The organism is uncultured Mobiluncus sp. (assembly GCF_947254095.1).
Lineage (GTDB): Bacteria > Actinomycetota > Actinomycetes > Actinomycetales > Actinomycetaceae > Mobiluncus.
Genome location: NZ_CAMYBV010000004.1, coordinates 57,545 through 69,284, shown reverse-complemented (window position 1 = coordinate 69,284; position 11,740 = coordinate 57,545). Strand labels below are relative to the sequence as shown.

The window sequence follows — 11,740 nt, the reverse complement described above, 5'->3', positions numbered from 1 at the left end:
TGCGGGGCCGCTGGGGGGATTGCCACTCACCAGCGGCCCGACAGCTTCGAGATGTAGTTATCTAGCCAACCATCTTGGCCAGTTGCTCAGACCATTTCTGGGTTTGAGCTTCGGCGGTGGCCTCCGTGATTTCCTTGTTCAAAATGCCCTTGCCGAAAGCCTCGGCCGGATCCCACCAGGAACCCATCGCGGAGATTGTCGGCTGCAGGATGGAAGCCCCAGAGATGACTTCCAGCTGAGCCTTGGCGGCGAAGTCGTCGTCCGTAACGGAGTCGACCAGGGACTTGTCGGTCGGGACAATGCCGCGCATCTCGTAGTGAGCCTTTTGGGCTTCGGTGGAGCCCAGGAACGCCGCAAACTGAGCGGCAGCCTTGGCGTTCTTGGCGTGCGGGTTGTAAGCCACGGCCTTGGAACCGGCGAAAGCCTCCATCTGAACGTCTTTGCCGTCCAGCTTGTAGGTCGGCAGCTTGGCGGCGGCGTATCCATCGCCCAGGGCTTCCTTAACGTTGGCGGCATCCCAAGTCCCGGAGAACAGCACATCGGTGTCACCGGCCTTCAGCGCGCCCAGGCCGGAGCCTTCCGCGTCATCCATAAAGTTCGGGTTATTGGCTAAGCCGACCAGGTACTTCGTTACCGCGGTAGCGGCAGCATCGCCATCGGCAAAAGTGATGCCCTTCGTAGCATCGTTGCCTTTGTCACCAAAGAACGTCAGGCCTGCGCCCTTGGTGTAGAAGGATTGAATGTACCAGGAGTTGTCGAGCGGGAAAGACACCTTGCCTTTAGCGAGCATCGCGTCTAAAGACTTCGCGTCATCAGCCGAGAACTTCTTTGAGTTGTAGTACATGAACCAGGTGTTAGATGTAAAGGGAACACCGTAAATCTTGCCATCGGTACCGGTGACCGAGTCCACCATGGACGGTTCGTTCTGTTCCTTGACCTGCTTGGCTTCGTTCTCGCCCAGCTCGCCGATAGCCTCGGCATCGAGCAAGCCGCCCAGCTGGTCGTTGGCAAACATGTAAACATCAGCGGCAGCGGCCGGATCGGTCTCTACCTTAGTCTTGGCGTCGCCCTCAGAGACCACGTCGTTCTTCCAGGTAATCTTGTATTCGGGATGAGCCTTCGCGAAGGATTCCTCCATCTTAGCCAGCCAGCTGTTACCGTCCGCTTGGTCCTCTTGAGGAGCCCACACAGACAGCGACACATCCTCGGACTGTCCGCCGGCGCTATTCCCGCCAGCGCCACCGCAGGCGCTCATGGACAGGGCCACCGCCGAGGCGGCTATCAGACCAAAGGCTTTCTTAAACGTCATGGACATTAATTTTCCTTTCGACAGGCGAGGAGGATTTCTCCCCAGCTCAGGAAGTTCCGCAAAGCGGCGGAAAAACCGACCGTTTTGTCGGAACAAACATTAATTTTAGATGCTAGCATTTTCTTTCTTGCAGGGAAGGGGGATTAAAGTCCTAAATTTTGTAGCCCATTGCCCTGTCACAAAGCGAGAGGGCTCACAAGGCGTTTACACCGGTTTTTCCGTGACGGATTCGGGGGCAAACACCCCCGAGCCTTCTGTAAGATGTTCTGAGGTCCTTGCGACCTCTCGATAGCGAACCTCTGAGAAAGGATCACTGTGAACGCCCCATACCCCCGTCCAAAGTGGCTGAATAACGCGGTTTTCTATGAAATTTATCCCCAGAGTTTTCAGGACTCCAACGGGGACGGCATCGGGGACATTCCGGGCATTATTTCCCGGCTGGACTATCTCAAAGAGTTGGGGGTCGATGCGCTGTGGCTCAATCCCCTGTTTGATTCGCCTTTCAAGGACGCGGGATACGACGTACGCGACTACAAGTTAGTGGCCCCTCGCTACGGCACCAACGAGGACTTGGTAAAACTGTTTGACCAGGCACATGCCCTGGGAATTCACGTGCTGTTGGACCTGGTGCCCGGCCACACTTCTGAAGAACACGCCTGGTTCCAGTCCAGCTCACGCCCCGAACCGAACGAGTTTTCGGACCGCTACGTGTGGACCGACTCTTGGATTGCCGGGGGCGACGGCTACCCCTTTATTGGCGGGGAAACGGAACGCGACGGAACCTATATCCTCAACTTCTTCAAATGCCAGCCGGCCTTGAACTACGGTTGGGCCCACCCGAAATATCCCTGGCAAGACCCAGCTTTAGGTACCTCTGCCCGGAAAACCTGTGACGCGATGGTCGATGTCATGCGCTTTTGGCTCTCTGCCGGTGCCGACGGATTCCGGGTAGACATGGCAAACTCCCTGGTGAAACACGATGATGAAGGCAAGCCGTACACCATCAAGACCTGGCATTATATGTTTGACCAGATTCGTCCCGAGTTCCCCGAAGCCGCGTTTGTAGCCGAGTGGGGCGTCCCCAGCGAGTCGGTACAAGCCGGGTTTGACATGGACTTTTACCTGGATTGGCGGTGGGACAATCACCCGAACGGCTACAACATCTTGCTGCGCAACACGAACACCCCGTATGTGCGGGAAAACGACCTGAGCTACTTCAACGCGGACACCCCCACCAGCATCTGCGGATTCCTGGAGCAATACGAGCCGCAACTGCGCGCCGCTGAGAAAGCCGGAGCCTTTTTCAGTCTCATCACCTGCAATCACGATACTTGGCGGGTGGCGCCCCGGCTGACCGAACGCGAACTCAGTTTGGCGTGGGCGACGATACTGACCCTGCCCGGAGTACCGTTTATCTATTACGGAGATGAGATTGGCCTGCGTCACCAGCTGTTGCCCACCAAGGAGGGTGGTTACGTGCGTACCGGTGCCCGCACCCCGATGCAGTGGGATTGCACTGATAACCTGGGATTTTCCACGGCTGCGGCAGCGGATCTCTATCTGCCGGTCGATACCAGCGCGGACGCTCCCACCGTGGCGGCGCAGCGCGCCCAGGCAGATTCTTTGTGGCACACGGTGGCACGCGTGTTGGAATGCAAACGGGAACTCCCGGCTTTGGCGGCTGACGGCGCTTTCACGGTCCTCAGCGCCAAGCCGGAGGGGCGTTTATTCGTTTTCAAAAGGGAAAATGCCGGGCAAGACCTAATCGTGGCGGTCAATCCGGCGCGTGCTACCGCTGAATATGATTTGGCACAAGCGCGCCCGGTACGTATTAGTATCGGCTCGGCCCAGGTGGTGGGAACCACGCTACAGCTGGGACCCCAAAGTTTCGCGATTCTGTAAACGAAACCCGCAAACTAGGGTTTAAACCAGTTTGGGAGCCAGAATCTGGCTCCCAAACTGAGAAATCTTGGCGACAATTTACATAATGCCCAGGGACTTCACGGTGTCGATTTCCTCAGCAGCCTTGTCGGCGTTGAACTTAATCTTTGCCTTGGTCTTATCTGAGATTTCGAGACCTTCCACGACCTTCCATTCCTTGCCATCAGAGGTCACGGGGAAGCCGTAGGAAAGACCCTCGGGAACGCCGTACTGGCCGGTTGAGGGGATAGCGGCGGTAACCCAGTCGCCCGCGGGAGTGCCGCAAGCCCAGGAATGCATGTGGTCGATAGCCGCGGCAGCCGCTGACGCAGCGGAGGACTTACCGCGAGCCTCAATAATGGCCGCACCGCGCTTGGCCACGGTCGGAACGAAGTAATCGTCCAACCAAGCCTCATCGACCAGGCCGCACGCCGGCTTGCCGTCTACCTCGCAGAAAGAGATGTCCGGGTACTGGTCAGCAGAGTGGTTGCCCCACACAATCATCTTTTTGATGGTGGACACCGGCACGTTGAGCTTTTCAGCCAGCTGGCTCAGAGCCCGGTTGTGATCCAGGCGCATCATGGCGTTGAAACGCGAAGCGGGAACGTCCGGGGCGGAGGCCGCGGCAATGACCGCGTTGGTGTTCGCCGGGTTGCCCACCACCAAAATACGCACGTCATCAGCGGCGTTATCGTTGATGGCCTTGCCTTGCGGACCGAAAATACCGCCGTTGGCGCTAATCAAATCCGCACGTTCCATGCCCTGCTTACGCGGCATCGAACCGACCAACAGGCCAAAGTTACAGCCCGAGAACGCCACGTTCGGGTCGTCAGTAATGTCGATACCGTCCAACAGAGGGAAGGCGCAGTCATTCAGTTCCATGGCGGTGCCCTCGGCAGCTTTCAGGGCCGGGGTGATTTCCAACATTTTGATACGAACCGGCTGATCCGGGCCGAGCATTTCGCCGGAGGCGATGCGGAATACCAGCGAGTATCCGATATTGCCAGCAGCACCGGTGACGGTAACATTTACAGGACTTTTAGCCATTGATTTAACTCCTTTGTATCGTGTTAAACGCTTCCACTCTGAGCGTCAGCATTCATTACTTTAGCGCAAAAAGCCACTAGGAGGGTAAACCGAGCTCCTTGAAAAAACGCAGAATTTCACCCGCTTACTTGTGGGCGAAATAGTATTCCAGCAGTCCCCGGGTCGAAGCGTCCGTCTGCGCCAAGGCCTCGGCGTCTCCGCTGATGGCCGGCCCCAGATTGATGGCCATCGCTTTGCCCAGCTCCACGCCCCACTGGTCAAAGGAATCAATGCCCCAGATTGCGCCTTCGACCAGCGTAATCATCTCGTACAGGGCGATGAGTTCGCCCAGCACTTTCGGGGTGAGAGCCGGGGCCATGATGGAAGTCGAGGGCCGGTCGCCCGGGAAAGTCCGGTGCGAGACCAATTCTTCCGGCGTACCTTCCGCGCGCACCTCGTCGGGAGTTTTCCCAAAAGCCAGCGCCGCACTCTGGGCAAAGAAGTTACCCAGGAACAGTTCGTGCTGACGTTTCCCGGTCTCGCTGTCAGTGAGGTCCCAGGTCGGACGGGCAAACGCGATGAAGTCCACCGGAATCAGCCGAGTCCCCTGGTGAATCAGCTGGTAAAAGGCGTGCTGGCCGTTCGTGCCGGGCTCTCCCCAGAACACTTCACCGGTATCGTAGCTGACCAGAGTCCCGTCTCGGCGCACCCGTTTCCCGTTGGATTCCATCGTGAGCTGCTGCAGATAGGCGGGGAAACGGTGCAGATACTGGGAATACGGCAACACCGCGTGAGTCTGGGCGTGCAGGAAGTTGGAGTACCACACGTTGAGCAAACCCATCAGCAACGGCACGTTCGACGCCGGCGGAGTGTTGCGGAAATGCTCATCGATGGCGCGGAAACCAGCCAAGAATGCCTCGAAACCTTCCCGACCAATGGCCACCGCGAGAGACGTTCCCACCGCAGAATCCACGGAATAGCGTCCGCCCACCCAGTTCCAAAAACCGAAAGCGTTGCGGGGGTCGATGCCGAAGTCCGCGACCTTGTCCAAGGCCGTGGACACCGCCACGAAGTGCTTAGAGATAGCGTCTTTCGCGGCCGTCTCGGTGTCGTCGATGACGCCGCGTTCCTGCAGGCCATGCAGCAGCCAGGTGCGGGCGGCTTTCGCGTTGGTGATGGTTTCCAGGGTGGTGAAAGTCTTGGACGCGATGATGAACAGGGTCGTTTCCGGGTCCAGGTCGCGGGTTTTTTCCGAAATATCGGTGGGGTCAATGTTGGACACAAAACGGCATTCCAGGCCGGGCTTCACGTAAGGCCGCAACGCCTCGTAAGCCATGTAAGGCCCCAGGTCAGAACCTCCAATACCGATATTGACCACGGTCTGGATACGTTTGGAACTGACCCCAACCCAAGACCCGTCACGCACCGAGTCAGCGAAGTCGTAAATCCGCCCCAAGACCTCGTGCACATCGGCAATGACGTCCCTGCCGTCCACCATCAGCTGGGTTCCGGCGGGAGCCCGCAGCGCAGTGTGCAGCACCGCTCGGTTTTCCGTGTTGTTGATGTGTTCGCCGTTGAACATGGCCTCGCTCAAGTCGCGCACGCCGGCCTGGGTGGAAAGCTCCAAGAGTTTTTCAAACACCGCCCCGGTAATCAGGTTCTTTGACAAATCCACGTGCAAATCCGCGGCCGAGAAGGAGAGATTCTCCGCCCTGGCGGGGTCGGCTGCAAAGGCTTTGCGTAAATCCAGGTGGAAACCAGCGGCCATCGCGCTGAGGTCTTTCCATGCTGCCAGGGTGGTGGGGTCTTTCGTTTCCATTGAGTTTTCCCTTTCTGTTCAATAGTTTGCCCGGGACTGTTCCCGCGGCTGGTTGCGTTGCTGTTCTTACGGTTGGTGGTGCGTCATGTCAAGCAAGTGCGACAGTTAGGACTTCGGCCCGCTCATATCAATGACCGGTAGGGGGAAGTCTTTGATTGGCGGATTCGAACTGGCCATCACTTCGATTAAGGGCCGCAAGCCCATCCACCATTGGTTGATGGGACGGCGCTTTTCTGGATTGACTTGTTTCTCCATCTGAGAAATGTCGTGGTAGGACATCTGGCCGTTTTCCTCGCCGATATATTCGATGGCGCACTGCCCGGAATCTAGGGCAACATCAATATGACGCATTGTTTCCCACATCAGCCGTACCGCGAGGAGCCGGTCAAAGGGAGAGGGCGCCCCGCCCTGCTGCAGATACCCTACCGCGTCGATACGAACGTCAAAGCAGCCCTGAGACTCCTGTTTAAATACATTGGCCATGAATTTCATGTCATAGTGTCCCCCCGCCAGTTCGTTGCGAACCACGAGGGCGAGGCGACGGCCTTTTGCGAACGCGTCACGCATTTCGGTGGCGTGTTTACCTAACGTCTCCAAGCTAATCGTTTCTTCCTCAAGGTAAACTCGCTCCGCTCCGGCGGCGATTCCGCTCATTAGCGCCAGGTAGCCACAGTGGCGTCCCATAGTTTCGGTGATAAAACAACGTTTTGAGGCAGCAGCCGATTCTTTCATCAGGTCCATGGACCACACCGCGTTGTTCAATGCGGTGTCAGCCCCGATGGAGATTTCGGCTCCCGGGAGGTTGTTGTCGATGGACGCCGGGACAATGACCATCGGTATCTTTAGGGCCGGATAATGTTTCAGTTCCCCACTAATGGCCTGGGCGGACAGATACGCGTTATAGCCCCCAATCAGCACCAGCGCATCGATATGGTGGTTTTCAATCGAGCGACCAATCGCATAGAACTGTTCCACCGTGGGCACCGCACGTTTCGTTCCCAGCTCGGCGCCGCCCTGGAAGTCCCAGCCTTCCACGTCTTCCCAGAGCAGTTTGCGGACCTTGCCATCGATGAGCCCCTGCCAAGAACCCTCTATGCCCAAGACTTCCAAGCCGCGTTGCAGCCCGAAACGAACCGCGGCCCGAGCGGCCATATTCATGCCTGGGGCCAAGCCTCCCACGTGCATCACCGCAACCTTTTTCGCCTTACGGGGCAAAGGTTTCAGCAGCGAGGGCGGGGTGGACAAGACCCGGAAAATCTCTACCATGTCGGTAAAGGAAGTCCCCCGCGAGGCGATTGCCTGATCGTATTCTCCCGCCTTAATCAGGTCGCGAACATTCAAGGTCGCCGCCACGGTCTGGGTCAGGTCCAGCCGGGCAATCCGGTTGAAGCGTACCCCCATGACTTTGGCCGGGTCCCCCGGTTTCGCCGCCAGCACGTCCTGCACCGCGGCATACCCCAGCAGGGTGGGCATCCACCGGTCGTAAACCGAGGGGGTCCCGCCGCGCTGAATGTGCCCCAAAATGGTGACCCGGGCAGACTCGCCGGTGCGCTGTTCAATAGCCTCAGCGACATAGTTAGCGGTAATGGCCTGACCGTCCTGATCTTTCGCCCCCTCCGCCACCAGCACAATCGAGTCGCGCCGCCCGTGCTTGCGCCCTTCGCTGAGTTTCGTACACATATCGTCTTCCCAGCCGGGCGCGGGGGGGTCTTCGGGAATCAGGACGTAATCGCAACCGCCCGCCACGGCGCTCATCAGCGCTAAATAGCCGCAGTTTCGTCCCATGACTTCCACCACGAAAGTGCGCTGGTGGGAAGCGGCGGTGGACGAGAGCTGATCCAAGGCTGCCAAGATGCGATTTAAGGCGGAATCGGTGCCGATAGTCATATCTGTGCCCGCCATGTCGTTGTCGATAGACCCGACGATGCCGACAATGCACAAGGACGGGTGGGCTTTCGCCGCGGTGGCGCTGAGGCGCTTTTCTTTCACCAACTGCTCCAACAGCTTGGGCCAGTCTTGGCGCAGTTCTTCCGTTCCCCGCAGCGACCCGTCGCCGCCGATAGAAATGAGCCGGTCGATGCCGTTCTTAACCAGGTTCTCGCAGGCTTTCAGGCGCCCTTCCCAATTCCGAAACTCCGGGCAACGAGCCGTGCCGATGATGGTACCGCCCTTGGAAATTGTATTAGAAACGTCCCCCCAGGTCAGTTCATGAATATAGGAGCCGCCCTGAACCGCACCCAACCAACCTTCACGTATCGCGAACGGCTTGGCTCCCAGCACTATGGCAGAACGCACCGCGGATCGCACTGCCGCGTTCATGCCCTGGGCGTCGCCACCTGAAGTGAGAATGCCAATGCGTTTGCCCTGTTCCGACCGTGTCGTCCTCGGTTTTGCGCTAGATTTCCCAGTTTTTGCCGGCTTCGCAGGCGCGCTCATCTGTCTCTCCCCTCGATTCTGTGCCGGTCGTCCGGCCCGGTTTTATTCTCTCGAATTTTTCACCCTTTTGGGTGTTAAACGTGAACTTTCCCGTCCCTAAGCTGAAACTAACCTGTCAAGGAATTGACGAAACTAATCGAGCAAAGGAGTAATCCATGTCTACTGAAAATGTTACGCCCGCAGGGCTCGGTGCACCCCAGCCCGAAGTGAAAAAGACGCTAGCTTTTGTGGCCTTGGCACTGTGCATCGTGGCTTCCATCATCATGCTTGCCGGTCATATCATCACGGGTCAGCAGGTCGCCGCCGTGGCTGGTGGGGACATTGACCAAATGGGTCTGGACGAGTTGACCAACGCTATGGATGCCGCCGAAAAGGCCGGGAATCAGCTCCTGGTGTATGTGGGGATTGCAGGGCTGTTGAACCTGGTCGCTTTCATTCTGAGTTTGGTCGCTCTGATTAAATCCCACCCCAAGACCATGCCCTTGATTATTTTCCTGGTGGTTATCATTTTGCCAAGTATTGCCCTGGCTGTCGGCAGAGCCGTACAATCCAGCCTTATTCCTTCCGTGTAGCCGCTGGTGGCTATCTGACGGGGGCTCCGATACCCTAATCGGAGCCCCCATTTTCTTGCCTCACCGGGTAAAAAGGCTGAAACTTGTCCCAAACTGCGATTTTTTGGGAATAATGGAACCATGAGTTTCGTGCGTAAACCAGCAGTAGCAGGATCTTTTTACCCCCAGGATCCAGGTGAGCTGCAACAAACGGTTGACGACCTGCTGAAAAAGGCCGCCTCCCTGATTACTAACGATGTTTCGCATGACTCGCAAGGCAAGCCTCTGCGGCAACTGATGGCTGTGCAGGTTCCCCACGCCGGATACATCTATTCTGGTCTCATCGCCGCGGTCGGCTACCAGCTCGTCAGAACCTTGCGTCCCCGACGTGTCGTCATCGCCGGCCCCACTCACCGTGTCGGATTTCGCGGTATCGCGCTGAGCGAAGCTGCAACTTTCGCGACTCCCCTGGGGGAAGTACCGGTAGACCAGGACGCCCAACAATACCTGGTGGAGCATAGTTCCGCCGCGGAGTTTTTCGAACCTTCACACGTTGAGGAACACGCCCTGGAAGTCCAGCTGCCTTTCCTGCAAACCGTTTTTCGGGACCTAGACTTTTCTATCGTGCCCCTGGCGGTGGGAGATTGTACCCCGGAGGAAGTCTGCGACAGCCTGCAAACTCTGGTTTCAATTCCGGGGGAAAATCCTGACGACACCTTGATTATCGTGTCCTCGGATCTGTCCCACTACCTGAGCTACGATGAGGCCCGCAAACTCGACACCACGACCTTGTCCCAAGTCATGTCGTTAGAGTACCCCCTCGACCCGCGTCAAGCCTGCGGCGCTTACGCATGGTCCGGGCTGATTCGTTTGGCCCGCCGACTCCAGTGGCACCCGCAACTGCTGATGAACGCCAGCTCCGGGGACACCGCCGGAGACAAATCTCGGGTTGTCGGCTATTCGTCGGTGGCTTTCTGGAAGTACAACCCGCCAGAGGACGATTTCGGAATCCCGGATCGTTACGGCGCGCTGCTGCCCCAGATGGCTCGCGAAATTTTGACCGATGCTTTCCAGGACGGCAATCGTATCGGCTCTATGAATACCATCAGCAAGTTCAGCGAGTCGGACCATGCGTTACAGTTGCTGCTTCGTTCAGTCGGGGCTTCTTTCGTGACTTTGACGAAAAACGGGCAGCTGCGCGGATGTATCGGCTCGCTGGCTCCGCATCGAATGCTCAGTGAGGACATCGCCGCAAACACTTTGGCTGCCGCTTTTGAAGACCCGCGGTTTCCACCTCTGCAGGCCTCGGAACTCGATCAGATTAAGATTGAGGTTTCTGTCCTCACGGAACCTCAAGCTTTTCAACGTTTCGAAGGGGAAAGCAATGACTCCTATCTGTCTCGGTTGCGTCCCGGTATAGACGGGGTCATTTTGCGCCGTGGTTTCCACCGGGCGACTTTCCTGCCCCAGGTCTGGAGCGAGCTGCCCGATGTTCACGTTTTCATCTCGCAGCTCATGTATAAAGCCGGGCTGGGTACAGAGGAGTTCGGACCGGAAATCAAGCTCGAAACTTATCAGGTTCAAGCTTGGGGCGAGGCCGAGTCTTGAGCGGCCGCGGCCATAGTCGGGTAGGAAAGCACGAAACGACGGAGCTTTTCCACGACGTCTTGAGGAAATTCGCCGCCTTCTGAGACTGCTTCGTAAGCCAAACCGTCAATGACGGAAATTATGACGTCAGGCAAACACGAGCATTCGGCGGCCTGCAGAATATCCGCGACATATTCGTCAAAGCGCGCGCGCCCCTCGCGAGTCTTTTTCACAATAACCTGGTTTTCAGCCAGGACCAGCCCGTGCAACAGGTAGGTTCGTATGTACTGAATGTCCGTGGTTTGCGGAAGCACTGCGGCGACCAAAACCTCGGGCAGCTGGTCGCGCAGTTCTTGGGGGGAAAGCCGTAGCGCGTTGTCGCGGATTTTATGAGCCCGATCCACCCAAACCTCCACGTTCAGGCTTGCCGCCTCCATCAGCAAGTCGTCACGAGTGGGGAAATGGTATTCAATCGTGGAATGCGGCAAGCCGGCTTTTTTCCCCAGAGCGCGATAGGTCAGGGCGCCGGGCGAGGAGCGGCGCAGCATCTTAGACGCCGCAGTCAATATCCTGGTCCTGGTATCTGGTTTTTTTGAATCAATGGCAATACTCAAATTACTCAATTCCCTCTTCCCTGAATAAGCTAGCGAAACAGATTTTTTGGTCGTTTAACCAGCCCTGCCTATTCTCGTTCCATTTTTTCAATTTTTGCAAGTAGCTGCGAGATCTCTGTCGATTCATTCTCGAGAGGGTTCAGCAGGTCAATCTGCGGGCTCGGCGGGTCGTCTAACCGCACGTAGGACCATCCGATTGAAGCACTCCTGCCAGCCAAATCACACGCTTCCACCACTTTTCCACGCAATAGCGCTCTGGTATTGGCAGGAGGAACCACCTTAGCGCGGGAAACGCAACTCTCATCGACCAGCGGCTTCGCACTTCCCGATTTTAAAAGTCTCTCACGCAGCCCGTCAGGTTTTTTAGAAAAAAACTTTTTATTTCCCAAAATACCTGATAAAAGGCGGTTTTTTGGAGTAAAAAACGTGGCGCCCCGGATTCCGAGGCGCCACATTCACCGGTTTATTTCACCGCACT

Annotated in this window: 9 protein-coding genes; 3 read left to right on the top strand and 6 right to left on the bottom strand. The window is 57.2% G+C overall.

Annotated elements, in window-relative coordinates; all coding sequences use genetic code 11:
* Nucleotides 1-61 precede the first annotated feature (61 nt).
* Entirely contained in the window at nucleotides 62-1,315 is a 1,254-nt protein-coding gene (locus Q0X47_RS02240) for an extracellular solute-binding protein (RefSeq protein ID WP_297722356.1), read from the bottom strand.
* A 309-nt stretch (nucleotides 1,316-1,624) separates the two neighbouring features.
* On the opposite strand from Q0X47_RS02240, the gene Q0X47_RS02235 reads away from it, so the two are divergent.
* Nucleotides 1,625-3,211, top strand: coding sequence for an alpha-amylase family glycosyl hydrolase (locus Q0X47_RS02235; RefSeq protein ID WP_297722353.1), 1,587 nt, complete (start codon nucleotides 1,625-1,627; stop codon nucleotides 3,209-3,211).
* A 78-nt stretch (nucleotides 3,212-3,289) separates the two neighbouring features.
* On the opposite strand, the gene Q0X47_RS02230 is transcribed toward Q0X47_RS02235, so the two are convergent.
* The 3 genes from Q0X47_RS02230 to Q0X47_RS02220 form a co-directional block, all read right to left on the bottom strand.
* Nucleotides 3,290-4,276 (bottom strand): malate dehydrogenase, encoded by a 987-nt coding sequence (locus Q0X47_RS02230; protein ID WP_297722351.1) that lies wholly within the window; start codon nucleotides 4,274-4,276, stop codon nucleotides 3,290-3,292.
* Between the two features lie 124 nt (nucleotides 4,277-4,400).
* Complete coding sequence (pgi, locus tag Q0X47_RS02225; RefSeq protein ID WP_297722347.1) at nucleotides 4,401-6,074, bottom strand: glucose-6-phosphate isomerase; 1,674 nt, start codon at nucleotides 6,072-6,074, stop codon at nucleotides 4,401-4,403.
* Nucleotides 6,075-6,179: 105 nt separating this feature from the next.
* Nucleotides 6,180-8,510 (bottom strand): 6-phosphofructokinase, encoded by a 2,331-nt coding sequence (locus Q0X47_RS02220; protein ID WP_297722344.1) that lies wholly within the window; start codon nucleotides 8,508-8,510, stop codon nucleotides 6,180-6,182.
* 155 nt (nucleotides 8,511-8,665) lie between these two features.
* Between Q0X47_RS02220 and Q0X47_RS02215 the strand changes: the two genes are divergently transcribed.
* Together Q0X47_RS02215 and amrB are read left to right on the top strand one after the other, a co-directional pair.
* Nucleotides 8,666-9,082 (top strand): hypothetical protein, encoded by a 417-nt coding sequence (locus Q0X47_RS02215; RefSeq protein ID WP_296182721.1) that lies wholly within the window; start codon nucleotides 8,666-8,668, stop codon nucleotides 9,080-9,082.
* 120 nt (nucleotides 9,083-9,202) lie between these two features.
* Nucleotides 9,203-10,669 carry an AmmeMemoRadiSam system protein B gene (gene amrB / locus Q0X47_RS02210; protein WP_297722341.1) on the top strand — a complete coding sequence of 489 codons (1,467 nt, stop codon included), beginning with the start codon at nucleotides 9,203-9,205 and terminating at the stop codon, nucleotides 10,667-10,669.
* On the opposite strand, the gene Q0X47_RS02205 is transcribed toward amrB, so the two are convergent.
* Both Q0X47_RS02205 and Q0X47_RS02200 read right to left on the bottom strand, forming a co-directional pair.
* Nucleotides 10,642-11,271, bottom strand: a complete 630-nt coding sequence (locus Q0X47_RS02205) for a TetR/AcrR family transcriptional regulator (protein ID WP_297722339.1) — start codon at nucleotides 11,269-11,271, stop codon at nucleotides 10,642-10,644. The two genes, amrB and Q0X47_RS02205, sit on opposite strands and share 28 nt — an antisense overlap.
* A 59-nt stretch (nucleotides 11,272-11,330) precedes the next feature.
* Complete coding sequence (locus tag Q0X47_RS02200) at nucleotides 11,331-11,717, bottom strand: proteasome accessory factor PafA2 family protein (RefSeq protein WP_297722336.1); 387 nt, start codon at nucleotides 11,715-11,717, stop codon at nucleotides 11,331-11,333.
* Nucleotides 11,718-11,740 lie beyond the last annotated feature (23 nt).

Excerpts from the sequence above, each read along its gene's own strand:
- Q0X47_RS02200 (WP_297722336.1), bottom strand. The coding sequence starts at position 11,717 with ATGTGGCGCCTCGGAATCCGGGGCGCCACGTTTTTTACTCCAAAAAAC.
- Q0X47_RS02215 (WP_296182721.1), top strand. The coding sequence starts at position 8,666 with ATGTCTACTGAAAATGTTACGCCCGCAGGGCTCGGTGCACCCCAGCCC.
- pgi (WP_297722347.1), bottom strand. The coding sequence starts at position 6,074 with ATGGAAACGAAAGACCCCACCACCCTGGCAGCATGGAAAGACCTCAGC.
- amrB (WP_297722341.1), top strand. The coding sequence starts at position 9,203 with ATGAGTTTCGTGCGTAAACCAGCAGTAGCAGGATCTTTTTACCCCCAG.
- Q0X47_RS02220 (WP_297722344.1), bottom strand. The coding sequence starts at position 8,510 with ATGAGCGCGCCTGCGAAGCCGGCAAAAACTGGGAAATCTAGCGCAAAA.
- Q0X47_RS02240 (WP_297722356.1), bottom strand. The coding sequence starts at position 1,315 with ATGTCCATGACGTTTAAGAAAGCCTTTGGTCTGATAGCCGCCTCGGCG.
- Q0X47_RS02230 (WP_297722351.1), bottom strand. The coding sequence starts at position 4,276 with ATGGCTAAAAGTCCTGTAAATGTTACCGTCACCGGTGCTGCTGGCAAT.